At 46.4% G+C, this 23,918-nt stretch carries 20 protein-coding genes; 9 read left to right on the forward strand and 11 right to left on the reverse strand.

The window, feature by feature from the left end:
• Positions 1-86: 86 nt before the first annotated feature.
• From QUA70_RS04665 to QUA70_RS04680, 4 genes are all read right to left on the reverse strand, one after another.
• Positions 87-1,418, reverse strand: a complete 1,332-nt coding sequence (locus QUA70_RS04665; RefSeq protein ID WP_333345247.1) for a response regulator — start codon at positions 1,416-1,418, stop codon at positions 87-89.
• Positions 1,411-4,221, reverse strand: a complete 2,811-nt coding sequence (locus QUA70_RS04670; RefSeq protein ID WP_333410324.1) for an ATP-binding protein — start codon at positions 4,219-4,221, stop codon at positions 1,411-1,413. The genes QUA70_RS04665 and QUA70_RS04670 overlap by 8 nt, the downstream gene beginning before the upstream one ends.
• A gap of 53 nt (positions 4,222-4,274) precedes the next feature.
• Positions 4,275-4,445 (reverse strand): hypothetical protein, encoded by a 171-nt coding sequence (locus QUA70_RS04675; protein WP_333345251.1) that lies wholly within the window; start codon positions 4,443-4,445, stop codon positions 4,275-4,277.
• A gap of 478 nt (positions 4,446-4,923) precedes the next feature.
• Entirely contained in the window at positions 4,924-5,547 is a 624-nt protein-coding gene (locus tag QUA70_RS04680) for a Uma2 family endonuclease (protein ID WP_333345253.1), read from the reverse strand.
• 145 nt (positions 5,548-5,692) lie between these two features.
• On the opposite strand from QUA70_RS04680, the gene QUA70_RS04685 reads away from it, so the two are divergent.
• From QUA70_RS04685 to QUA70_RS04695, 3 genes are all read left to right on the forward strand, one after another.
• On the forward strand, positions 5,693-6,262 hold the full coding sequence (locus QUA70_RS04685; RefSeq protein WP_333345255.1) for an HD domain-containing protein: 570 nt from the start codon (positions 5,693-5,695) through the stop codon (positions 6,260-6,262).
• Positions 6,263-6,312: 50 nt separating this feature from the next.
• Complete coding sequence (locus tag QUA70_RS04690) at positions 6,313-7,446, forward strand: ABC transporter ATP-binding protein (RefSeq protein WP_333345257.1); 1,134 nt, start codon at positions 6,313-6,315, stop codon at positions 7,444-7,446.
• A 360-nt stretch (positions 7,447-7,806) separates the two neighbouring features.
• Positions 7,807-8,211, forward strand: a complete 405-nt coding sequence (locus QUA70_RS04695; RefSeq protein ID WP_333290891.1) for a hypothetical protein — start codon at positions 7,807-7,809, stop codon at positions 8,209-8,211.
• A gap of 86 nt (positions 8,212-8,297) precedes the next feature.
• Here QUA70_RS04695 and QUA70_RS04700 read toward each other — a convergent pair whose 3' ends face one another.
• From QUA70_RS04700 to rbfA, 3 genes are all read right to left on the reverse strand, one after another.
• Entirely contained in the window at positions 8,298-8,531 is a 234-nt protein-coding gene (locus tag QUA70_RS04700; protein ID WP_333057778.1) for a DUF4327 family protein, read from the reverse strand.
• Positions 8,532-8,892: 361 nt separating this feature from the next.
• On the reverse strand, positions 8,893-10,536 hold the full coding sequence (locus QUA70_RS04705) for a glycoside hydrolase family 3 N-terminal domain-containing protein (protein ID WP_333345259.1): 1,644 nt from the start codon (positions 10,534-10,536) through the stop codon (positions 8,893-8,895).
• Positions 10,537-10,622: 86 nt separating this feature from the next.
• A complete protein-coding gene (gene rbfA / locus QUA70_RS04710) occupies positions 10,623-11,072 on the reverse strand; it encodes a 30S ribosome-binding factor RbfA (RefSeq protein WP_333345261.1) in 450 nt (149 codons plus the stop codon).
• A gap of 541 nt (positions 11,073-11,613) precedes the next feature.
• On the opposite strand from rbfA, the gene sipA reads away from it, so the two are divergent.
• Positions 11,614-11,853 carry a regulatory protein SipA gene (sipA, locus tag QUA70_RS04715; protein ID WP_333345263.1) on the forward strand — a complete coding sequence of 80 codons (240 nt, stop codon included), beginning with the start codon at positions 11,614-11,616 and terminating at the stop codon, positions 11,851-11,853.
• 234 nt (positions 11,854-12,087) lie between these two features.
• Here the strand turns inward: sipA and QUA70_RS04720 are convergent, their stop codons facing one another.
• A complete protein-coding gene (locus QUA70_RS04720; protein ID WP_333345265.1) occupies positions 12,088-15,453 on the reverse strand; it encodes an EAL domain-containing protein in 3,366 nt (1,121 codons plus the stop codon).
• Positions 15,454-15,982: 529 nt separating this feature from the next.
• Between QUA70_RS04720 and QUA70_RS04725 the strand changes: the two genes are divergently transcribed.
• A complete protein-coding gene (locus QUA70_RS04725; protein ID WP_333327639.1) occupies positions 15,983-16,423 on the forward strand; it encodes a pentapeptide repeat-containing protein in 441 nt (146 codons plus the stop codon).
• A gap of 152 nt (positions 16,424-16,575) precedes the next feature.
• Here the strand turns inward: QUA70_RS04725 and crtH are convergent, their stop codons facing one another.
• Positions 16,576-18,120 (reverse strand): carotenoid isomerase, encoded by a 1,545-nt coding sequence (gene crtH / locus QUA70_RS04730; protein ID WP_333345267.1) that lies wholly within the window; start codon positions 18,118-18,120, stop codon positions 16,576-16,578.
• A gap of 463 nt (positions 18,121-18,583) precedes the next feature.
• On the opposite strand from crtH, the gene upp reads away from it, so the two are divergent.
• From upp to QUA70_RS04745, 3 genes are all read left to right on the forward strand, one after another.
• A complete protein-coding gene (upp, locus tag QUA70_RS04735; RefSeq protein WP_333345269.1) occupies positions 18,584-19,234 on the forward strand; it encodes a uracil phosphoribosyltransferase in 651 nt (216 codons plus the stop codon).
• A gap of 218 nt (positions 19,235-19,452) precedes the next feature.
• The gene (locus QUA70_RS04740) at positions 19,453-19,920 is read left to right on the forward strand and encodes a TMEM165/GDT1 family protein (RefSeq protein ID WP_333327648.1); all 468 of its coding nucleotides are present in this window, start codon (positions 19,453-19,455) and stop codon (positions 19,918-19,920) included.
• A gap of 59 nt (positions 19,921-19,979) precedes the next feature.
• Positions 19,980-20,273, forward strand: coding sequence for a TMEM165/GDT1 family protein (locus QUA70_RS04745; protein ID WP_333327651.1), 294 nt, complete (start codon positions 19,980-19,982; stop codon positions 20,271-20,273).
• Positions 20,274-20,727: 454 nt separating this feature from the next.
• Here the strand turns inward: QUA70_RS04745 and QUA70_RS04750 are convergent, their stop codons facing one another.
• Entirely contained in the window at positions 20,728-21,234 is a 507-nt protein-coding gene (locus tag QUA70_RS04750) for a hypothetical protein (RefSeq protein WP_333327654.1), read from the reverse strand.
• Positions 21,235-21,554: 320 nt separating this feature from the next.
• Between QUA70_RS04750 and QUA70_RS04755 the strand changes: the two genes are divergently transcribed.
• Positions 21,555-22,814, forward strand: a complete 1,260-nt coding sequence (locus QUA70_RS04755) for an MFS transporter (RefSeq protein WP_333345270.1) — start codon at positions 21,555-21,557, stop codon at positions 22,812-22,814.
• 174 nt (positions 22,815-22,988) lie between these two features.
• Here QUA70_RS04755 and hisIE read toward each other — a convergent pair whose 3' ends face one another.
• Positions 22,989-23,639: a bifunctional phosphoribosyl-AMP cyclohydrolase/phosphoribosyl-ATP diphosphatase HisIE gene (hisIE, locus tag QUA70_RS04760; protein WP_333327659.1), complete on the reverse strand. Its 651-nt coding sequence runs from the start codon at positions 23,637-23,639 to the stop codon at positions 22,989-22,991.
• Positions 23,640-23,918 lie beyond the last annotated feature (279 nt).

A 23,918-nucleotide genomic window follows, 5' to 3' on the forward strand; every position in this document is an offset into this window, starting at 1 on the left:
TTTGCACCGCGTACTACTATATCAATAGTTTGGATGGTTTGAAGGGGCGCTATCAATCATCTTTATGGCACCGCTACAACTATTTGTTATGCTGCGTCAAAGCAAATCTTTGCCTGAGTGTCTTTTACCGCGATCGCCTTCAGCGGAATTGACACCACAAACTCTGTACCTTGACCTAAAGTTGAGTTGACTTCTAAAGTTCCAGAGTGTTTCTGGACTACGATTTGATGAGCGATCGCCAATCCTAGGCCTGTTCCTTGCCCCACGCCTTTGGTGGTAAACAGATGCTCAAAAATTTTTGGCTTCACCGCATCCGTCATCCCAATCCCATTATCCTGAATTCGGATCACTGCCTGAGATTCCGACAATTGGGTTTTGACAGTAATCTGGTTGGGGTTGGCTTTGATCTGAGCAAAACTGCGTCCTTTATTTGATTCCTCAAGGGCATCGATCGCATTTGCCAGCACATTCATAAATACCTGATTCAACTGTCCCGCAAAGCATTCTACCTGTGGCAAATCGCCATAGTCTGTGATGACTTGAATTTCCGGGCGACATTGGTTGGCTTTGAGGCGATGCTTGAGAATCAAGATGGTGCTGTCAATGCCGTCGTGGATATTGTAATGAATGGGGCGATCGCAATCAGAACGCGAGAAGGTTCTTAAACTAATGCTGATTGTGTGAATGCGATCGACTCCTTCTTGCATCGAATCGATTAACTTGGGTAAATCCTCTTGTAAGTATTCCAAGTCTATTTCCTCTACGAAAGCCTGCAGCGTGGCACTTGGATAAGGGAGTTCTTTTTGGTAGAGAGCGATCAGTTCAAAGAGGTCTTTAATATAGTGCTGAGCAGGTTTAAGATTACCAGAAATAAAGCCAAGCGGGTTATTAATTTCGTGCGCGACACCCGCCACTAAATTGCCCAAAGCAGACATCTTTTCGCTGTGGACTAACTGAAGCTGAGACTGTTGCAGTTGTGTCAGTGTCGCTTCTAAATTAGCTGTTTTCTCAGCAACACGCTGTTCCAGATTTTTAGTTAACTGCCGTAGCTGCAAATGAGTTTTCACCCGTGCAAGAACCTCCTGTTCTTGAAAGGGTTTGGTGATGTAGTCCACAGCACCCAGGACAAATCCTTTCACCTTACTGTCGGCATCGGAGAGAGCAGTCATAAAAATGATCGGAATGCTGGCTGTGGCGGGATCTGCCTTCAGACGTTTGCAGGTTTCAAAGCCGTCAATTCCTGGCATTTGAACATCCAGCAAGATCAGATCGGGAGGATAAGCTTGGACTCTCTTAAGAGCGCGATCGCCGTTGATTGCGGTTGCTACTTCGTATCCCGCATCACTTAAAGTTTCACAAACCACTTCTAAATTCGCAGGGGTATCATCCACCACCAGAATTAATTCAGGACTAGACATCGGCTTTTTTCTCTGTGAGGTGGTGTTGTAGCAACTCTTCAATCTCTTCGGCTTTAAATTGCTTGGCCAACTGAAGAATTTGTGAGGCAAACTCAGCGTAGCCAGGGTTAGAGTTAGCAATATGCTCTGTGTGTTCTCGTAGCCGTTTTAAGTTGCTTTTTTGTGCCATTTCTAGTAACGTCTTTAACTCGACCGGGGAAGGAATAATACTCCCTTCTGGGTTTTCTAATGCAGTCGTTGGAATGGATGAACCCGACTCGTTGGAGGCTGTAATTTCATATTTCCATTTTAATTCTAAATGAGTGGCTAAGAGGTTAAATAATTCACTGACTTCCACTGGCTTGGCCAGGAAATCATTTCCCCCTGCATCTAAACTCATCTGTTGATAGGCTTGTGATACTGATGCAGAAGAGACAAGGATCTTCTGGTGTTCCAAATCATTTGCACTGCGAACCTGTTTGAGCAGTTCAAAGCCATCCATGACTGGCATTGCCAAGTCTGTAATCACTAAGTCAGGTTGAGACTGTCGTATTTTTTCCAATCCTTCTTGTCCATTTTCGGCCTCACTAACTTGGAATCCTAGTGGATATAACAAGTTGACGAGAACTGCTCGGTTTTCCCAACGATCGTCTACAACAAGAATGCTGCGTCGTTGTCCTTCGTAACCAATAATTTGTTTTCCAGTTGTGAGGGAGTTTTGCTCGGCCCAATCGGTGGCGATCGCCATTTCCACCTCAAAAAAGAACTCACTGCCGACTCCGGGTTGGCTTTTAACTTGGATTTGTCCGTTCATAAGTTGGACAATCCTTTGGCTGATCGCGAGTCCTAAACCCGTGCCCTCGGCTTGGCGCTGGCGATCGCCCACTTGTTCAAAAGCCTGAAAAATTTTATCCAATTGATCGGGCGCAATTCCTACCCCCGTATCTTCAACTTGAAATTTGAAAGAGCGAGTGGACGGATTGGAATGATTCTCAACTACCGCAACCTTGAGCGTGACAGAACCTTTGTCGGTGAATTTAATCGCATTTCCCACCAAGTTGAGTAACACTTGACGCAGCCGTTTTTCATCGGCAAAAATCCCTTCAGGCAACTGCGGATCGGGATTGTAAAGGAAGTCAATGCCTTTTTGGTCGGCACGAATGCCGCAGATTTCAGCGACACCTTGGAGGAATGAGGGAAAGTGAATTGCTTTAGGTGCGAGTTCTAATTTGCCGGCTTCAATTTTGGACAAGTCCAACACATCGTTAATCAGCGTCAGCAAATGAGAACCGCACTGGTGAATGATTTCTACCCCATGACGTTCTTTCGCTGGCAATGCGCTGCTGCGGTTGAGGATTTGAGCATAGCCCAAAATACCGTTGAGGGGAGTGCGAAGTTCGTGGCTCATGTTGGCGAGAAATTCGCTTTTTGCTTTGTTGGCATTGTCCGCAGCTTCCTTTGCATACTTGAGTTCGGCGGTGCGTTTTTCAACTCGCTGTTCAAGCTGCTGGTTAGTTTGCTCTAGGGCGGTGAAGGAATCGCGCAACTGCTGCGCCATTCGGTTAAAGGATTGAGCAAGTACACCCAGTTCTTTAACGCCAGAGGCTTCGACGTTTTGGTCGAGTTTTCCTTCGGCGATCGCTTCCGATGCGTGACTGAGCAGCAAAATGGGTCGAGCAATCCAGCGCGAGGTGTAGATACCCAAAACGGTTGCCAGTCCTAATGCGCCTAAACACAGCCAAATCGTGTTGACTGTATTGGCATTAATTCGTCCCATGAAATCTGATTCCGGCATGGCGACGACTACGAGCCAGTCCAATCCCCATTCGTCCTGCCAGGGAGTTACTTGAACAAACTCCCGCTCATCCTGGAGCTGAAAGTCTAGGCGCTGGATGGTTTGAATCGTTTTCAGATCGCCGAAGCGATCGCGGAGATACTTGGACGTGGCTTGAATTAGAGCGTCCTTACTCTCAAAGCCCCGCAGTCGCTGAGGTTTGCCGTTGGTCACTGAAAACACGGGCGCATCGCTAGAGCTGGCAACGATTAATCCGTTGCGCTCAAGAATGAACACCTTGCTGGATGGACTAACCTTAATTTCACGTAAAAAGTCACTAATTTGCGAAAGGCGCTGCTCTACCCCCACGCTGCCGATCAACTGACCATTCTTGCCATAGATGGGGCGACTCGTGGCGATCGACAACGGGTAGTTATTAGTCTCCCATTGATATATCTCGCTCCACCCGGGCTTGCCCGTCTCGACACCTTTGGCGTACCAGCCTTCCTTCTGGAACTGATACGCTTTGGTGATTTCAAACATTTTAGTTGGCTGGCTTTGGTCATTCGTAATGTAGTTGTACAAATCAGGATTGCCGTACCGCTTCGGTAGCACCAGGCTAATGTCAGGGTTGCCGTGGTTCGGAATGGTTGACTCTCGGTAATACCCCGATGCGATAAAGTTCCCCGTTTTAGAGCCGTAGAGGATATAGCCAACGTTGTAGGTTTTTACCTGCTTGGCAAAGAATTGAGCTAGGCGATCGGCATCCTGTAAGTTCAACAATCCCAGGTCAATTTGCTCGCCGTTGATTTGGGTCAAATAGCGGGTTGCAGCGGCATAGCTGTCGAGGTGCTGATCCACACGGTTACTCACCTCCGTTTGCAAGTTAGTCGCTAGTTCATTCACTGCTTTTTGTCCATTTCGCAGCGACAGATACCCTGTTAATCCTACGGCCGCGAAGATTTGCAGGATGAATGGAACAACCAAACCGGTTCGCAGGGGAACCTTACTAAAGCCTTTAGCAGCAGCAATTGTGGACTTCGACAGCATAGCGTTCAAAACAGTAAAGATAGGGTACAGGCCTGAGAGTTCCCAAACTTGGTTTAGAGGCACCAGATTTTATCTGCAATAAACAGGAAAAATATCGGCTTCGGTTGGACTTCTAAAAAAGCATTGCGGTTAAAGTTTTCTAGCGTCAAATCCCGCACCACTTGATAGCTGAAATAGGCACCGACGCTAACAATTAATGTCCTACCTCCCACGACCAGTCGCATTAGCAAGTTGCGAGTTGCTTTCTCTTTTTCACGGAGATCGACAATGGCTGAGTTGGTTGATTTGCGGTTGGTTGGTGAAGTTGCCCGGAGGCGGTTATCAGCTTTGATCTGTTAGCCGACTGTTTTTTTTAGTAGATGAGGCGATCGTTCTGGCTCAAATTTAAAGGCGATCGCACTCCACCAAAAATCTCTCAACCCCATCCCAATCGAAGACTACCGCTTACAGAAAATCGCAGATAAAGCCCATCGCTTCTACTCGTGGGACGAATCTGCTTACCCTTTAGGGTCAGTCCTTTTCAGTCTACGCCACAGTCCCCTAATCAGATGTTAATTGTATCAATACTTTAAAGTTACCTGTAGGTCGATCTTAAACTCAATTTGAGCGTTCCCACATTCTCATTCAACCCAGTCTTAAGCTAAAGTTTCTCACCTGGAGTTTCTCTTTTTAGGATTTTAATAAATTCGTTTAACAAATTCCTCAAGCCAACAATTCACTGACGGCTACGCTAAAACCTGCAAGCACACTTTGAGTGTTAACAACTTCATCCGCATTAAACAACCGCCAGCTTTGCCCTGCATTCACAAATATTAATCTAGCTTCAGGAAACAGCAACCAAACTTCTAAACATCCCGATTCCAAATATTCCTGAGCTTTGGCAAATAACTCTTCCCCGCTATCTTCGGGGGAAGCAACTTCCGCTATCAAAGGAAAACTTTGGGAAAATGCTGTAAAATTGCCTGATTGTGGCAGCAGTTCAGGAGTAATGTAAGCAACATCGGGACGGCGACCCTGCTTGCTAGTGCGACAAAGGACTTCTGTAACAACTTCTCCTCCCTGTCCGCTGGAATTTTTGTAAGTTTTCCAGGAAGTAGCTAGATTAACTTGAGCGAGACCGTGCTTGAATGTCATTCCTGTTTTCTCCACTAAGTTGCCGTCAACCCATTCCATTCTATCAGCAGGTCTGACTAAAAAATCTTCAAGAGAGATGACTTTTTTAGGCTCAGATTCTGGCGAAACTTCTGCTATATTTTCTGATTTTTGCGGTAATTCTGGCTCTGAGTTTTTGTCGGCTTTTTTTGGTATAATTATAGTAGCTGTCATGCTCGCAACCTCTGTTTAACGATTCTAAGTTTACAAGCGATCGCTCTCGATCGCATATTTATGATCTTATTGAACTTGGTAGATTTTGTCTTTCCAACTTAGCCCGACAATTTATATATCATAGCAATTAAGAAAGGTGACTTTCATGATTCTCTCAAACCGTTTTTCTGAAGCCCTCACCTATGCGGCCGAATTGCACGCTACCCAAGTTCGCAAAGGTTCCGGGGTTCCCTACATTGCCCATTTGTTGGGCACTGCTAGTATAGCTTTAGAATATGGGGCAAATGAAGATGAGGCGATCGCAGCTTTGCTTCACGATGCGATCGAAGATCAAGGCGGCGCAACCACCCGCGAAGCCATCTGCCGCCGCTTTGGGGATACCGTCACAGCAATTGTAGACGGCTGTACCGACAGTGACGCAACGCCGAAACCCCCTTGGCGTCAGCGAAAACAAGCTTATATCGATCGCATTTCTACAGCTTCTGGCTCAGTGAGATTAGTCTCGGCTGCTGATAAACTTTATAATGTTCGATCGATCGTGAAAGATTACCGTCAATTAGGAGATACTATTTGGGAACGCTTCAAAGGCGGCAAAGACGGTTCTCTCTGGTATTATCGTTCTGTGGTAGAAGCATTCCGCAAAGCTGAGTTAACGCCTATAGTTGAAGAATTAGACCGCACAGTTTTAGAATTGGAACAGCTTTCTGAAAGCTGAAGGCTGAAGGTAAAAAGCACTAATTATCAATTACCAATTACAGTCAAAAAATGGCCAATGTTCGCTTAGAAAATATTACCCGACGCTACCAAAACGTCACCGCGATCGAAAACATCAGCTTCAAAATCCCGGACGGGGAATTTTGGGTATTAGTCGGCCCATCCGGCTGCGGGAAATCCACAATTATGCGGACAATTGCAGGTTTAGAAACCGCAACTTCCGGCAATCTTTACATCGGAGATAATTTAGTTAACAACATTCCTGCCAGACAGCGCGATGTAGCAATGGTGTTTCAAAATTACGCGCTTTATCCGCACATGACTGTCGGCGAAAACCTGGCTTTTGGATTACGGATGCGGAATGTTGACCCGACTAAAATTCAAGAACGAATCGAAACAGTAGCCCGATCGCTCTCCATCGACCACCTCCTCAAGCGTAAGCCCAAACAGCTATCAGGCGGCCAGCAGCAGCGGGTAGCACTCGGAAGGGCGATCGCCCGCGAACCGAAAGTATTTCTTTTAGATGAACCGCTTTCTAACCTCGATGCTCAACTGCGAGACGACACGAGAGCCGAACTCAAACAACTGCATCAACGGCTGGGAATTACCACAATTTACGTCACCCACGACCAAGTGGAGGCGATGACTTTAGCTGATAAGATTGTAGTCTTAAATGGAGGAAAAATTCAACAAATTGGAGACCCGCAAAGCATTTATGCCAAACCAGCTAACCGCATGGTTGCCACATTTTTAGGCAATCCCGCCATGAACATTTTGCCTGTAATTTATACTAACGAATCCTTTCAAGTAGGAAATCAATCTTTAGCCTGTCCGCCCTCGATTCAGAAAAAATTGCAGGCGAGAGAAGGACAAGGATTTGATTTGGGCATCCGTCCAGAAAATATAGAAATGTTTACGCCACAAAACGCAGAAGAAGATGATTTGAAAGCCGATGTTTGGGCCTTAGAAAAAGTCCCTCTTGATGTAGAGGTAAAAGTAGTGGAACCTCTGGGGCGAGAAACTTTAATTCGGGCGAGTTTGCCTTTGTTGAGTGCTGAAACTACTGTACAGTTACAAATACCTGCGAGTGTTCGCTTGCGATCGGGCGATCGACTGACGGTACAGCTTGACTTCGATCGACTATTTATATTTGACCCCTCCACCGGTGAAGCGCTGTATCCTTAACTGGATGGAACAGGACTTACGCACGGTTGGCCAACAACCAGGTTTTTTTAGTCGCAGTGGGTAAGTCCTGTTCAATCTCACATCTCACATCTCACATCTCAAATAGACTGAGCCTTCCAGTGGGCAAGTCTCGATTCGTAGCTACAAAAGTTTACACTTGACATTTATTAATTTACGAAGTAATGATACGATTAGTATTGGCACAACGGAAAAACGTCCACCCCAAAAGCTGATCTTTCCTGACTCGGGGCGATCGCTATCGACAACTTCGCATCTTCCCGCTAAAAAGCGGCTTTACCCCCGACTTGGGAGCAACTAGCGAAGCAAAAACTCAGAAAAACGTTCTAGCGGCATTTTTAGATGAATCCCGACAACCTGCCTCAAATGCTGCAAACAGGATTTCACCTAACTTTAGGTGCAACTTCCTTTTTAATTGAGACATTGCAAGATCCTTTGAAGCGAGAAGAAAATCTTGACAAACTTAAGTCAGATTTTGGCCAGCTAGCCGATGAGCTGCTGGAAAAAGGAGAAATGACCGATCGAGAAGCGCGGAATTTTGTAGATACTATTTTCTCTCAACCGGGCGATCGGGAGAATGCAGACAGTGAATCTGTCTCGCCCAAGCAATCAGATGCAGCGACTGATGCTCCTCCCGATTCGGTTGTACAGCCTAACGTAAAGCTAGAGATTCAAGAATTAACTGCACACATGGCAGCGCTGAGGGCCGAGTTGGAAAATTTGCGCGCCGAAAATTCCCAGCATTAAAGAATCAATAGTCTTTAACACAGCCGGAGTTTACTTGGAAAATTACTTGCAAAATTACTTGCAAACTTATTTAAGAGAACCAAACTTTAGTCATTGTCCCATTTTTCAGAACCGATCAGGTCGGCGATGCGATCGCGCAGCAAGAAGTCGCATTTTTCTAATTCGCACTCTACACAGGCCCATTCCCGGGGCGGAATGAATTGGCAGAGGGTATAGATGGGCTGTTGGCGGCTGAGTACGCCCTCATGCACGAGGTGACGCGCTTCATCTTGGATCACATCTAAAGAGTATTGGATTTGGGGAATAGTGGAGTGAATCATAATGCGCCCTCAATGTTTTACTAAAAAATTTTATGGCCCTGGTAATAATATAGTCCAAACTTACGAATATGTAAGTTAAATTTTGTCCGTATACAGCTATACAATTCACTGCCGTAAATAAAAATAAATTATACGAATAATCAGTAAGTGATGGGATCTGTCTTAGGATGGTGACACGCAGCACATTTTCCCGACTAGCAGGCGGATCGGCTGGAAAGCTCAATTCAGAACTTAGGAACCCGCGTCCAATTCCCGGTTTCTGGATGCTTTGCCACCAAAGGCAAAATTTCTGGCGAGAAACCGGGTTGATGAATTTAAGTCCTGACGCAGCAGCAAAGGAAAGATTTAGGAGTCCGACAGATCAAGCATTGCCCTTTGCGTCAATGCCGAACAGCACTTCTAGAACGATAGATTGCGCTGTCGGCATCTGCCCAAAACAAAATACATAAGGAATATTCGGAGGCAAGTGTGGCAAAAATTGCTCTAAAACGTAGGGACTGCCGTAAATTAACACAGCTTGCAGTTCTCCCGTTTTTAATAATTTCTTAAACCAATCTTGAGCTGCTTCGGTCAAACCAGCACTGCCTCGGAAGCAATTGCCGCGAATGAAAATTTGCAGCAGTGTCGGAGAAAAATGCTCTGCACCTGTATTATCAGCGATCGTCCCTGTGCGATCGTCAATCAGTTGCAATTTGTAACCAAACTGTTCGGGAAGGGCGATCGCCGGAGTGTGGTTTCCCAAAAACTCGCACCCCAAAACATCATCTACAACAATCAAATTCCGCAAAAGCTGGTTTTCTGGGGGCTTTGGAACCTGCAAAGGTAGATTTCCCCCAAATTTCAAAGAATCTCGCAAAATATCGGCAGCAGTTGCCCTTGCCTGGGGATTTGCGAGCAAATTTAAGTCGATCGACTCGATCGATGCTAAATTCTTGCTCCCCCCCTTAGCAAGGGGGGGTTGGGGGGGGTCAGAAATCGGCAAGCCCACCTTTATTTTCGCTTTCCAAATTCGCTTGACAGATTCCTTGATTTGTGATAAAAAGAGCCGCCCTTGAGTGACCGCTTCGCAGACAGCGAGAATCGCCCCTTCCGGGTCAAGCGGCATCAGCAAAACATCAGCACCAGCCTCAGCCGCCAAAACAGCAGCTTCATTAGCCCCGTACTTATTGGCGATCGCACCCATCACCAAAGCATCCGTCACAATCAAACCTTCAAATCCCAACTCTTCTCGCAGCTTCCCGATCAAAATTTTGCGAGAAAGAGTAGCAGGAAACTCCGCATCCCAAGCCGGAATCAGCAAGTGAGCACTCATCACAGCATCGACCCCAGCAGCCATCGCCTCGACAAAAGGAGGTAACTCAACCTGGGCCAATCTCGCTGGCGAATGCGGCAAAACCGGCAATTCCAAGTGAGAATCAACCGCCGTGTCTCCGTGGCCGGGAAAATGCTTAGCTGTAGTCAAAACCGGGTGATCACCTGCACCTCGAATAAACGCAGCGGCCAATTTCCCGACAATTTCCGGTGTCTCGCCAAAAGCGCGGACGTTAATCACAGGATTGTCGGGATTGTTGTTAACATCAACTACTGGTGCGAGAATCCAATTTAGACCGATCGCCCTAGCTTCGATCGCAGTCACAGCGCCCATTTGTTCAGCATATCGATCGGCTTTACCTGCATCCTGTCGCGCCACTTCGGCAATTGCCATCGGCGGCCCGAACCAAGTCGCCCCCCCGAACCGCTGGCCGACACCTTCCTCAATATCAGCCGCCAGCAGTAGCGGAAACTTGGCCCAAGACTGCAATTGGTGCGATCGAACTGCCAACTCCGCAGCACTTCCCCCGACCAAAATCACACCGCCGACGCCCAACTTTTCCAGATAATAGCGGAGTTTGCTGGCAGTTGGTTCCCATTCGGGATAGCGAATTTGGTGGTCGAACAAGCAGCCAGAAGCGCGCACCACGAACATCTGGGCCACCAGTTCGGGTAAGGAAAGATTGTCAATCATGGGAAATTAGGAATTGTTTGTTGACTGTTGACTGTTGACTGTTGACTGTTGACTGTTGACTTTGGGCTGTTGACTACCTTCAGACACTAATCCTCGTCTGCTTCTAAATCATGATCATCATCATCATCATCATCATTTTCATTGCCATCGGCCAATTCTTCGTCATCAAACATACCCGGTTTGCGATCGGCAGAAAGCTGATTCAGGAGTATCAGCATTTTATCGCCCCGTTCCAAAGAACGGTCTTCGAGAAATACTACTTCCGGCGTCCGGCGCAGTTGCACCCGTTGGCCCAACTGGTTGCGGACGTAGCTAGTAGCAGATTTCAAACCTTCCATAGTTTCAGCCTTCGCCTCATCAGTACCGTAGATGCTGACAAAAATTTTTGTATGCTGAAGGTCTCCCGAAACAATTACGTCGGTAACGCTAACCATACCCGCACCTACCCGGTCGTCCTTGATTCCATTCAGCAACATCAGGCTGACTTCCCGTTTAATCATTGAAGCTACACGCTCAATTCGACGACTTGTAGCCATAGCACCTACTCCTCTACTTTCCTAATCAGCCGTTTTTATCCAGATCGATAATTGTAGCGCGATCGGTCAGGGGTGTTACGGGCGATCGTCCGAGTTAGGGGTGAGATACAGCTTAGAGGAAAAAAAATGTTGGATTGCCTATAGGTGAATATATAGCTAATGTAGAGAGGTAGAGTGAGATACAGCTTAGAGGAAAAAAATGTTTGATTGGATTGTCAAAACCGTAGCCGATGCTTCAGGGGTAACTAACCAGCTAAAGATAGCTGAATGGGCCAGATTGAACAGGACTAACCCTTTCGATATGGGAGCCAAAAACTACCAACGATGTCTTCATGACTTAGGGTTAGGGGGAAAATATCATGAACTTGAATATAACAACGAAGATGGAAGCCTAAAATATCAATAATTTTGCGGCTGATTTCCTTAATTACGCTTCATAATTACCCCTTTTCTTATCCATCCCTAATCTATTAATCAATCAAACAGAAACATTCCTTGTTAAAATTCCTTTATCGCCGTTTTTTTTGAGAGAATAAAGCTCATGGAAAAAGATTTCACTGTCGGTCAAAAAGTCCGAGTTGTGGCGATGCCGCCTTACATCAAAACTGCCGAACCGATGCCGATGCTGCGGCCTGCGAATTTAATTGCGATCGGCGCTGAAGGTGTTGTGATCGATCGGCGTCCCGGCAATTATTGGGGAATTCGCTTTGAAAAAGGTGCTTTTTTGTTAGACAGTCAGTACATTGAAGCGGCGGAAACTAATGTAGAAGGTAATGGGTAATGGGGAATGGGGAATGGGAATGGAGAATTGATCTGATATCAAATCCGTTGGTATCGGAATTATTCATCTCTCTCTTCTGGAGACTCAGCGCCCTCTGCGGTCTCTGCGGTTAAATCATTCCGAAACAACAGTAAACGATCTGAGAACTTAAAATCTCCCTTTTCCTTGTTCCCTCAACATCCCTCCGTTAAATCCGTTAAATCCCATTGCTTGCTCGTTGCCAAACTTCCTTCTTCAACAAGCCAGCTTAGCTTCAAAAGCCAAAGAATTAACAGGAAACTCCCCCAAAACTTCCTCTAAAATAGGAGATGTGAAGTTACAAGGTTGAGGCTTTCCCAAATGATAACCTTGAGCGTAATCTACCCCAAGTTCATTGAGTTTATCCATAATTGTTTGATTTTCAACATACTCGGCAATAGTTTGAATTCCCATGACGTGAGCGATTTTTGTAATAGCTTCCACCATGGCAATATCAATAGGATTATCGACAATATTCTTAATAAAATTGCCGTCTATTTTGAGATAATCAACCGGCAAGTTTTTCAGGTAAGCAAAGGAAGACATCCCGCTGCCGAAGTCGTCCAAGGCAAACTGGCAGCCTAGTTCCTTGAGTTGCCAAATCAAGCTGGCTGCCTTGCTGAGATTACCGATCGCCACGGTTTCGGTAATTTCAAAACAAATTATTTGTGGCGGTATTTGATGGATGGAAAACTGTTCCTGAATAAACTCGATAAACTTTTCTTCGTTGAGGCTGTCCCCAGAAAGGTTGATTGAATAAAGGTTGGGATATTTGCCAAATGACGATTGCAGATCAGACAAAAGAGAGCAAGCAGGGAAGCTAACTATTTTATCGCTGTCTACATCGGGGTTTTGGACAAATAAATTGGCCGTGAAAATTTTAGATAAATTGCTAAATAAAGTACGAATCACCCAGCGGTCGATCGCGTGCATCAAGTTGTAGCGTTCGGCCGCCGGAATAAACGCCATCGGCGACACCACCTGACCAGTTTCAAGCTGGAGGCGGAGTAGGATTTCGCAGTGGGTTCCGGTGGTTGGAGAGTTAAGCAAAGGTACGATCGGCTGAGAGTACAAGCAAAAGCGATTCTCTTCTAAAGCTTGATTAATTTGCACCACCCACTGCGTTTCGCCGTGCTGTTTAATTAATTCTTGATCGCCGGCTTGATAAACCTGTACCCGGTTGCGACCTTTATTTTTAGCAGCGTAGCAGGCCATATCGACCGCGCTCAAAATCGCCGATGTCGATGCTGTGTTGGGATTGATTGCTACCAAACCGATACTGACGCCGATCGAAAAAGTTTTGTCCTGCCACCCAAACCGGAATCCCTGAATGCTTCGCAGCAGCGCTTCTGCAACATTCAATCCTCGTTCGACGGGACAATGGTACAGGAGTACGGCAAACTCATCGCCACCCAGACGTGCCAAAATATCGGTTTTGCGGATATGACTTTTAAATAGCTGGCTGACTTGGCGCAGCAGTTCGTCCCCGGCAGCATGACCGGATGTATCGTTAACTATTTTGAAGCGATCAAGATCCAGGTAAAGCATCACGTGTTCTTGCCCGTAACCTTGAGCGCTGTGCAGGGCGTGCTCTAGCTGGTACTCAAATTCCCGGCGGTTGACTAATTGCGTCAGGGGGTCATGAGTTGCCTGCCAGGTGAGTTGCCGCGCTTGAGTTCGCACTTGCGTGACATCTCGGAACACAACCACGGCGCCGACAATTTCGCCGCTGCTAGCGTGGATGGGGGCGACGCAGTGGTCGATCGCAAATTCGGTGTTGTTGCGGTCAATCAGCAAGCTGTTGTGTCCTTGGTCAACAATCCGACCTTCGCACAAAGCGATGTCGGCGATATTTTCGGTCGGCCGCCTGGTAGTTTCGTCAACTATTCTCAGCACGCTGGCGAGGGGCAAACCCTTAGCTTCCGAGGTAGACCAACCCGTGAGTTGTTCAGCAACTGGATTAAGGGTGGAAATGTAGCCGTCGGCGTCAGTAGTGATGACGCCATCGCCGATCGATTGTAGAGTAACCTGAGCGAGTTCTTTTTCTTCAAAAAATGCTTGTTCCATGCGCTTGCGATCAGTAATATCTCGCTGCACCGACACCCAGTGGGTAACGTTCCCGGAGGTGTCGGTAATGGGTACGCTGTTGAGTTCCACCCAATATGTTGAACCGTCTTTGCGGTAGTTAATCAATTCCAGGCGTAGGGGTTCTCGGCGAGAGAAAGTACGGCGAATTTTAGCGACTTGGGTTGGGTCGCTTTCTGGGCCGCGCAAGCAACTGGGGGTTTGTCCGATGATTTCTTCGGGTAGGTAGCCCGTCATTTGGGTAAAAGCTTCGTTGGCGTAGATGATGGTGGGGTCGGAGATATCGCTGTCTCCCGCATCCATAATCACGATTGCGTCGTTAGCGTTCACTACAGCAGATTCTAAAAGGTGGAGCCTGGCCTCGGCCCGCACGCGGGTAGCAATTTCGCTTTGTAGTCTGGCGTTAGTCAAGCTGAGCGATGCGATCGCTTTTTGCAATTCCTTAGTCCTTTCTGCCACTGAATCGTGCAGAACATCGATCGCCCCGGACATTTCCATCGGGTCAAGTACGCGCAGTATGTTGGTTTGAGTAACTATTCCCAGGAGTTCTCCGCGTTCCCCCGTTACTACCAACCTGCGGACTAAACGCTCGTGCATTTCCTGATGAGCTACCCACAGCGAGTCTTCTTGCTTGAGGCTAAATAAAGGGGTACTCATCACAGTTTCGGCGATCGTTTGCGACAAATCTATATCTAAAGCTTGAAATTCGACAATATCCCGTTCTGTGACTATACCTACTGGAATGGGGAACGGTAAATCCATCGATAATTCTGTTGATTCGGTAATTACTACGCAGCTAACGCGGTGCTGCGCCATCAACTCGGCTAAACTCCTAACTGACGCGGAGCGAGGTGCTTGAATGACTTGTACGGTCATTACTTCTTTCACGCAGCGCATTTTTAAGATATTTGCCGGTTTCAGCATGACTTGGCGAATGCTTTCCGGCGTAATTACTCCTAATAGTTGACCGTCAGTGTCCAATATTGGCAAATGCTTAATTCTTCGCTGGCCCAGCAAAATTAGGGCGCTGAAAATGTCTTGAGTCTCGGATTTGGTCAGAGTTGCTGCCGGCTGCTTCATGACTTCTGCGATGGTGACACCTTTTAAGTTTTTGCCCGAGGCAATCAAATCGACAAGATCCCTCTCGGTGAAGATTCCTTGCAATTGAGAAGGTGGAGCAGAGTGCGAAGATAATTTTAAGAGTGATTTTTCCACGACAAAGACGCAGATACCTGTCGCGTCTCTGAATGCGCTTGAGGTGGGGGGATTTGCGATTTCTGTTAGTTGCTGATAGATATCCGTTGGTGGAATGGCTGCGTTTAGAGAGCAACTTCCGCGCCGTTGGCCCATCAGGGTAATTACTTCTGCTAGTGGGGTATCGGGCGCCACTGTCAAGGGGTAGCGGTCAATTACTTGAGCTAAGGTTGGCAAATACTTGGATGAATCGTTTTTGAGCATATTTAATTGAGTTTTGCGATCGCGTGGACTCTGCGACATTCCAAAAAAGTGCTGATTTCCAAGCACTAGGTGGATTTTTACTGCGCTGCTGAGACCTAATTAAAATTTATTGTTAAAAATGCAGCCGAGCTTGGACTGGGGATCAAGCCAGTGACTGCTTTTCCTCTACCTATAAAGTTATAAGCTTATCTTTATTTTAAATTAAATTTTCTGTCTCGTGACACTTTTATTAAAAACAAAGTATTTTTTGTAAGCTTTTTGCGATAAGATCGCAGCTAAAATCATCCACAGCATTGCGAATCATCTCCATCTTCAGAAAGACGCATCTGTTGCCTATCCGGGCTAACCTAGAAAAGGTTACTACAAAAAGGCACTGTATTAAGTTCGGCAGTGTTAAGTTTTGCGAAATAAAGTTTTGCAAGCTGATCGAGACCATGTATGCGTTGTTGAGGGCAATCGATATCACAGCCAATGTGTGAATTAGATCGCAACTTGCGAAAACAACGGTGGTAAGATTGTAGATATCAAGACAAGAACTTGAATACAGAGTCTGTGAGGAAAAGAGATTATGAAACGCAATCTATTAGCCGCTACTTTTTTAATTACTCCCCTACTGTTGGCTGGCCCGGCTCGCGCTGAAAATCCCGTTCACGTCAAACAGTTATTGTCAACCGGGCAATGTTTTAAGTGCGACTTGTCAGGAGCAGATTTAACGGGAGCTCATTTAATTGGTGCTGATTTGAGAGAAGCAAATTTACGAGGAGCAAACCTATCTCATGCCAACCTCGAAGGTGCTGACTTGACGGGTGCTAACTTAACGAGTGCTAACTTAACCGCAGTTTTTCTGACTAATGCCAGTTTAAATGACGCAGACCTCGATCGGGCAAATCTGACCGCTGCTATCATTAACACCGCTGACGTATCCGGCGCATCAATGGAAGATATGACCATCACTGATGCGAAAATCTACAATACCCAAATCGGCGTCGGCGGCAGCTACGACCAGTAAACTCGTTAAAAGAATGGAAAACACCAATTTTGAGGTTAAAAACCCGGTTTCTCCCCAGAAACCGGGTTTTTAGTCTTTTTGTAGGCTGCCCCGGAGCCTCACATTTTATGTCGTATTTCAAGCGAACAATCTGACGCACCCTACCATTACCACTAAAAACCCAAATCAACCGCAATTCGGTGCGCGCAAGCAAACCCAGAAAACGCCACCGCATTTAAACCCTGTCCGGGAAACGTACTGTCACCCACACAATACAAACCAGGCATAGAAGTTCGATTAAACGGCATTCCCAGCAAACCCATTAACTTCTGTCGCGGAATCGGCCCATAAGTTCCGTCTTCGCGCCCCAAAAAGCGACGGTGAGAACGCGCTGTCCCAACTTCCATATAATCCAAACCGGCATCTAAACCGGGAAAAATCTTTTCTAATCTTTCAATAATTCTCCCTGCAGCCTCTTCCTTTTTATCCTCGTATTCCTGCTGCGAAAGTCCTTCCCACTCTTCCATCCAACTCGAAGTAAAAGCGTGAACGATGTGATATCCTGCGGGAGCTAAATCCGGGTCGAGTACGGTCGGAATTGACACCAAAACTGTTCCCTCAGGCGCTTCCATTTTGTCCCAATCTTCTAACAAAATGTGGTGGCAGGCACTACCCGCAGGGATTACGCTTGCTTCCACTCCCAAATGCAAACTCAAGAAACTGGGGGCTTTTTGATAGCGCTTCTGCCATTTCTTTTCGCTAGCGGGCATCTCTTCTGGGGGCAGCAATTTCTCAAAAGTATCCCACCGCGTGGCGTTAGAAACTATGCGCTTGGCCCGGTAAACTTCGCCGGTTGCTAGCTCGACTCCGACAGCGCGACCCTTTTCTGTAATAATTTTTTTCGCCTTAGCTTTGTATTGAATTTTCCCGCCGCATTTTTCTAATCCTTCTACTAATTTTTGGGCGATTTGACCGACTCCGCCTTTGGGGTAATTTATGCCACCGTAATGTCTATCCGAAAATACCATTCCGGCATTAATCATCGGCGTCAAGTCGGCGGGTACTACAGACCAGTAGTAGCATTCCATGTCGATAAATTTCAGCAAAGTAGGGTCTTTTATGTAGCGCCGCGCAATGTCGCCAGTATTTTGAGGCAGATATTTTACTAATCCCAAACAGGCTAAAGGATTCTGAAAAAAGACTCGAACCAGATATCCGGGTTCTTCTAGGGATAGCAATTCCATGCCGTTGAGGCAGTTAAAGACGTTCCAGCATTCGCCGTAAAATTTGTGGATTCCTTCGCGTTCGTGAGGGAACCTGTCTGTTAATTCTTGCAAGTATTTGTCATAAGCCTGGGGCACTTCAAGTTCCAAGCCGCTGGGTAAGTGATAGTGAAGTTGTACGGGGTCGGGAATAGTTTCTAAGGTGACGTTGACTGCTTTCAGGGCGCGGGTGAGGAGGTTGGTGGTGCCACGCTGTCCGAAGCCAAAAATCATGGAGGCGCCGACATCAAATCTGTAGCCTTCTCGATCGAAATATCCAGCGCTACCTCCCGGAATTGTATAGCTTTCGATCACTAAAACTTTGGCTTTCTTAGCGGCTAGCTGGGTTGCAGTCACGAGTCCGCCAATGCCGGAACCGATGACAATCACATCAAACTCTTGCTGTGTAGGGCGGGAGTTGGGAGAAAATAATTGGGATTGGGTAGGAGCTGACATTAGGTTAAAAATCTTAATATTTTTATAATATTACAGTCGATCGCTCCCGAAGCAAGAAGTTCGGCAACGGATTATGTAGCGGATGTAACGGATGTCAGGGAGACCGAAGTTCGGCAATGCCCAATGCCCAATATCCAATGCCCGATGCCCCTGCTTTCCAAAAAAAAATGCGGGAACAGTCTACCATTGCCGACTGCCCCCGTCTGCCGATCCTTTGAGAGGAGAACACTAAAAATTACTATAGCCTTGTTGCTAATTAATGTCAATACTATTAGAAAAATATTTCAATAAGCTGATGGAGGTTGATCGGCCAATGGGTTCTAACTCAATCTCTGGCTTGTATGCGCCCTCAAGGATGTGATAAGTTGCACAGAGCGATAGATCGCCCGTTGGCGAAGCCCTCGAAGAAGATCGATCGCACCGCATAAAATCCCTCAAACCTAGCAATCTCCCCAATTTCCTAATGTCCCTGCAACTGCGCGTTTACGTTCCTCCGCATCCGTTAATTAAACACTGGCTGGCTGTTGCCCGCGACGCCGCCACCCCCTCGGTACTTTTTCGTTCTGCGATGACAGAATTGGGAAGGTGGCTGGCTTACGAGGCGATTCGAGAATGGCTGCCGACAGTGGAAACAACGGTGCAGACGCCTTTGGCAGAATGTCCGGCGACTTTTATCAACCCGGAAGCTCCGTTAGTTGTGGTACCGATTTTGCGGGCGGGTTTGTCACTGCTGGAAGGAATTCAGACGGTTGTGCCGCTGGCTTCGGTTTACCACCTCGGCATGGCAAGAAATGAGGAGACGCTGCAACCGACTTGTTATTTGAACAAATTGCCGGCGCAGTTTATCCCGCAAACGCGGGTGATAATTAGCGAGCCGATGCTGGCGACTGGCGGCACGATTGTGGCGACAATGCAGGAATTGACGAAGCGGGGAATTGACCCGAGCTTGATTCGGATTATCTCTGTGGTGGCTGCTCCTCCGGCTTTGAAGAGGCTGAGTGCAGAGTACCCGAGTTTGATTATTTACACGGCAACGATCGACGAAATAGTCAACGAACAGGGCTTTATTGTACCTGGTTTGGGAGATGCGGGCGATCGAACTTACGGCACATGAACCAGCGAGTCAGTCAATTTTAGATTGTAGATCTTAGATTGACTCGACAGATAAATGTGGGGGCTTGTATCCCTTTTTGGGTGCGGTAAGTTGTTTGACGAATCAGTTACTGAAATCTTCTGCGAAAAAGATGACCCTGGTTTGGTAAAAGCAGGCACCGAGAGAGTTAGAATCAAAAGTACAAGTCAAAAATAAATAGCTTTTAGCACTCATTGCCCGTGAAACTTGATTCTGTTCCGCCAAGCTTGTCTGCTTCTGACTCAGTAAACCCCCATTATGATTTGCCACAACAGGTACAACTACAAATAAAAGAGGTTACTGATATTTGTGCTGCTTTAACCCCGGAGCCCGCTGAACTCTCAGTGACTGTAAATCCCGATATTTGTCAGGAACAAAAGAAACTGAAGTCGAAACACTGGGCAATTTTTGCTTCGACTTTTGCAACTATTTTTTTAGCTGAAATAGGAGACAAAACTCAGCTCGCGATTTTGCTGATGACGGCTGAATCTCGGAATCCTTGGATTGTGTTTGCCGGTGCGGGTTCGGCTTTGATAGCAACCAGTTTGCTGGGAGTTTTGTTGGGAAGGTGGCTGGCTAGTCGGATTGCTCCGAGAACTTTGGAGAGAGCAGCCGGAGGGATTTTACTGGCGATTTCGGCGGTTCTGCTGTGGGAAGTGCTGGGTTAATTGTCTGCCTGTCGGTAAGTCGTAGATTTCTACAATAGCTAATTAAGAACTAAAAAAACATGGACTGGCAACTTTTGGGAATCAGTTTTATTACAGTGTTTTTGTCAGAATTGGGAGACAAAAGTCAATTAGCTGTGATAGCCTTGGGCAGTAGTTGTAACTCGCCGCGGGCTGTATTTTTCGGCACCGCGTCGGCGCTGCTGCTGGCGAGTTTAATCGGCGTGGGCATTGGCTTCAGCACGGCAGAGGTGTTGCCGGAACGACTGGTAAAGGGGCTCGCAGCGATCGGATTTGCGGTGATGGGCTTGCGCTTGCTGTGGCCGAAAGCAGATTTACCGGAAGCATCCGAGTAGGGCGTGGCGTCAGTCGATTTTAGATTTTAGATTTTAGATTTTAGATTTACTCCACAGATGAATCTGGGAGTTTGAACAAGAGTCTAAAATTTTGATTTCTCAACCACAGGATTTGGGGGCTTGTATCCGTTTTTGGGCTGGTCAGGAAACTTGAAAATATAGTTATATCAAATCTGTTAGCATCGGAGATTGTTCATCTCTCTATTCTCTTCATCTGCGTGAATCAGGGTCAATCCATTGTCATCTGCGGTTAGTTAATACATTCTCTTTTTTTAACCGCAGATGAGGGCAGATAAACACAGATTAACGCCGATGAATACAGAATGGCTGCAATTCAAGCCTCGTTTTCGATCGCGCGCGTTAAAATTTAAAAAATTAGCGGGGGGCGTGAATTCACGCCCCCCGCTGGAGGTTGAGTCTTTTTTCTCCACTCAACATCTGAGCATTCTGTCGATTAAACTTGGTTTTGGTAGCACCAGCCCAGCAGCGTACCGGCGACAGCCAACTTCAGCGCTTCCAATCCAAAATAGCCTTGGTGCAGTAGATTCATCCCGGTGGGCACTTCTGCTGCGTCAGCGAACAGATTTAGCTGGATTCCTAGGGCGCTCATTTGTGGTGTCAGGGCGTAGGTGTCAATCAGGGCGATCGCCAGAAGTACCAATGATAATAAGATTGCTGTGCGGCTGCGCTTGCCGAAGTCACCGACTAAATTGCTCAAAACCATCAAACCCGTTGCCACCAAGCCCGAACAGATTAACTCAACGCGGTTGAATCCCCAGAACATTAAATTCCCGGCCGTTGCAAACTCGGGAGATGTCATCATGCCAGATACGTAGAGACTGGGCATAATTACTAGATCCAAAATCAGGCTACCGCTGAGCCAGAAAATTAGGGCCACCATGACAATTGCTTGCCAGCGCGGTTTGATTGATTCCACTCTTGATGTTGTAATAGCTGTCATATAATTAGACCCTCTAAAATTTTCTTCTGCCTTTTCTAGAGTTTAACTAACTTTTTTCTCAAATCGTGTTAAGTATTTTTAAATTAATGGTAACTTTTGTGTAACAGACCCTGAAGAATTATTAAGCTCACTTATGTTTGTCATCACCTCGGCTAACTAATACTAATTCGGAAAAAGTACGGAATAAATTAATAATTACTCACAGGACTTATGCACTGCGACCAAAGGCATCTGTTTTTGACCCTGATTAAACACCGTAACGTATTTTTTATAAAAAACCAGGTTTCTGCGTCCAGAAATAACTCCTAATTTAACTGTATATGCCTAAATTTCAATTATCCTCTTGGTTGCCCCGTCTCCCCCCTCAAGTCTGGATTCTTGCTGCAGGCAGATTCCTTTCCCAAAGCGGCACCGGTTTTACTTTATTTTACGCGCCGATATTTTTTGTCGATCGCGTCGGTTTATCTGCTACTGCTGTTGGGATTGGTTTGGGTAGCGGTTCGGTTTCAGGAATATTCGGCAGAATTTTGGGCGGTTCTTTTTGCGATTCCAAATTTTGGGGAAGACGGCGAACTTTATTGCTGGCGACAATTATTTCGGCTGCCGCTTCTTTTATACTGGCGGGGACTAATGATTTTCCCGGCTTAATTGCGGGCAATTTACTGATGGGTTTTGGCGTGGGTTTGTATTGGCCTCCAACCGAGACGATGGTGGCGGATTTAACTGAGGGCGAACAGCGACAGGAGGCTTTTGCTTTGACGCGGCTTGCTGATAATTTGGGTTTGCAAGTTGGGATTATTTTGGGCGGTTTGTTGATTGCTGTAACGGGGAATTATCGATCGCTCTTTATTATTGATGGTATCTCGTTTTTAGTGCTGTTTGCAGTAGTTGCGATCGCGATCGCCGAAACCTACAAACCAGCTAATTCAGCGGATAGAGGCAAAAAAGGTGGGAAAAATGGCTGGATGGTGGCGCTGAGCGATCGAAGTCTTCTAGTTTATGCTTTAGTAAATACTCTGTTCACATTATATATTTCCCAAATCCAAACCACAATGCCGCTGTACTTTAGCAAGTTTGTCGCGGTGGGAACATCGGGAAAAGGCTTTTCAACAGGTACAATTACCGTTTTGTTTGCTTTTAGCACGTTTTTAACTGTGGCTTTGCAACTGCCGGTTGTTAAAGCTTTGAGGCGGTTTTCCCACCCGAAAGCTTTGATGATTTCGGCGCTGCTGTGGGGAATGGGATTTATTGCGATCGGCTGGACGGGAATGGCTGCCACTGGCAATCTATTTTTAGCTGTTTTAGGCTTAAGCTTTTTGTCGGTTGCGACTGTTGCTTATACGCCTTTTGCTTCGGCTTTGGTGGTGGATTTAGCGCCAGAGTCTTTGCGCGGCGTGTATTTAGCAGTTAATTCTCAGTGTTGGGCGATCGGCTATTTAATCGGGCCGCCGCTGGGCGGTTTGGCTTTGGATAGAGGTAAATGGGCGGCGGATAATTTTTGGTTGGGTTTGGCTTTGAGTGTTGGCGTGGCTATTTTTATTTTACAAAAGCTCGATCGAATGTTGAAAAGTAGAATCTAATATTCAGTTGTTCGTTTAGGACTAAGACCAAAAAACCCGGTTTCTGCGTCAATATCTCTCGGTTCGATACCACGATTTTTCGGAGAAACCGGGTTGGTGACCCTGCGTGCGTCCAAGACTGTAGTTGTTAGCATTAACAGTCAACAGTCAACAGTTAACCGTCAACTAACTAATTTATTTTCGTCGATCGCCCAATTTGCGGTAAACTTCTCTTAAATCAACTTGATGGTGAGCCAAAGCAACCAAAGCGTGATAAAATAAATCCGCAACTTCCCCAGCAATCCCCTCTTTGTCGTCATCTTTGCAAGCCATCACAACTTCCGCCGACTCTTCGCCAATCTTTTTGAGAATCTTGTTGTCGCCGCCCTCGAACAACTTGCAAGTATAAGAACTTTCGTTAGGATGGTCGCGGCGATCGCAAATTACCGCAAATAATTGAGATAACATATCCCCTGGCGGCGGTGAAATTTCCCCATCAACTTGGTGAAAACAACTTCTTTCTCCTGTGTGACAAGCAATATCTCCGACTTGTTCGACTGTTACCAGCAAAGCATCACTATCGCAGTCGTAACGCAGCCCTTTGACATTTTGAATGTGTCCCGAAGTCGCCCCTTTGGGCCACAATTCAGCGCGCGATCGACTCCAGAACCAAGTTTGCCCGGTAGAGAGCGTTTTTTGCAGCGACTCCCGATTCATCCAGGCCATCATTAACACCGTACCGTCCAAATAATCTTGGACGATCGCAGGCACTAAACCGCGATCGTCGTAACGAATCTTTTCAATTGGGATCGATCGGCTCAAACTCGATAAATCAGTAGTAGACATAATTTTATTTCAACTTTGTAATATAGATTAACGCTTTCCTGTCGGAGATTGTTTTTTTATTAACCGCAGAGAACGCAGAGGAGGCAGAGGAAGAGAGAAGATTGAGCAAGTGATGGCTAAATTGTCAAGAACTATTTTACAAAAAATTACATCTTAGGGCGATTCCCTACGGGATAGCTTCGCTTCACGGTGCTAGTGCGACAAAGCTTAAAAAACCTAAGCTAGTATTGCTACTCATTGGTTGATACCCTAAAATCTACTAGAATAGTTTCCTTGAAT

It is taken from the genome of Microcoleus sp. LAD1_D5 (assembly GCF_036702115.1).
GTDB lineage: Bacteria > Cyanobacteriota > Cyanobacteriia > Cyanobacteriales > Microcoleaceae > Microcoleus.

Coding starts and splice junctions, on each gene's coding strand:
- QUA70_RS04665 (WP_333345247.1), bottom strand. CDS start 1,418: ATGTCTAGTCCTGAATTAATTCTGGTGGTGGATGATACCCCTGCGAAT.
- QUA70_RS04670 (WP_333410324.1), bottom strand. CDS start 4,221: ATGCTGTCGAAGTCCACAATTGCTGCTGCTAAAGGCTTTAGTAAGGTT.
- QUA70_RS04675 (WP_333345251.1), bottom strand. CDS start 4,445: ATGCGACTGGTCGTGGGAGGTAGGACATTAATTGTTAGCGTCGGTGCC.
- QUA70_RS04680 (WP_333345253.1), bottom strand. CDS start 5,547: ATGACAGCTACTATAATTATACCAAAAAAAGCCGACAAAAACTCAGAG.
- QUA70_RS04685 (WP_333345255.1), top strand. CDS start 5,693: ATGATTCTCTCAAACCGTTTTTCTGAAGCCCTCACCTATGCGGCCGAA.
- QUA70_RS04690 (WP_333345257.1), top strand. CDS start 6,313: ATGGCCAATGTTCGCTTAGAAAATATTACCCGACGCTACCAAAACGTC.
- QUA70_RS04695 (WP_333290891.1), top strand. CDS start 7,807: ATGAATCCCGACAACCTGCCTCAAATGCTGCAAACAGGATTTCACCTA.
- QUA70_RS04700 (WP_333057778.1), bottom strand. CDS start 8,531: ATGATTCACTCCACTATTCCCCAAATCCAATACTCTTTAGATGTGATC.
- QUA70_RS04705 (WP_333345259.1), bottom strand. CDS start 10,536: ATGATTGACAATCTTTCCTTACCCGAACTGGTGGCCCAGATGTTCGTG.
- rbfA (WP_333345261.1), bottom strand. CDS start 11,072: ATGGCTACAAGTCGTCGAATTGAGCGTGTAGCTTCAATGATTAAACGG.
- sipA (WP_333345263.1), top strand. CDS start 11,614: ATGGAAAAAGATTTCACTGTCGGTCAAAAAGTCCGAGTTGTGGCGATG.
- QUA70_RS04720 (WP_333345265.1), bottom strand. CDS start 15,453: ATGTCGCAGAGTCCACGCGATCGCAAAACTCAATTAAATATGCTCAAA.
- QUA70_RS04725 (WP_333327639.1), top strand. CDS start 15,983: ATGAAACGCAATCTATTAGCCGCTACTTTTTTAATTACTCCCCTACTG.
- crtH (WP_333345267.1), bottom strand. CDS start 18,120: ATGTCAGCTCCTACCCAATCCCAATTATTTTCTCCCAACTCCCGCCCT.
- upp (WP_333345269.1), top strand. CDS start 18,584: ATGTCCCTGCAACTGCGCGTTTACGTTCCTCCGCATCCGTTAATTAAA.
- QUA70_RS04745 (WP_333327651.1), top strand. CDS start 19,980: ATGGACTGGCAACTTTTGGGAATCAGTTTTATTACAGTGTTTTTGTCA.
- QUA70_RS04750 (WP_333327654.1), bottom strand. CDS start 21,234: ATGACAGCTATTACAACATCAAGAGTGGAATCAATCAAACCGCGCTGG.
- QUA70_RS04755 (WP_333345270.1), top strand. CDS start 21,555: ATGCCTAAATTTCAATTATCCTCTTGGTTGCCCCGTCTCCCCCCTCAA.
- hisIE (WP_333327659.1), bottom strand. CDS start 23,639: ATGTCTACTACTGATTTATCGAGTTTGAGCCGATCGATCCCAATTGAA.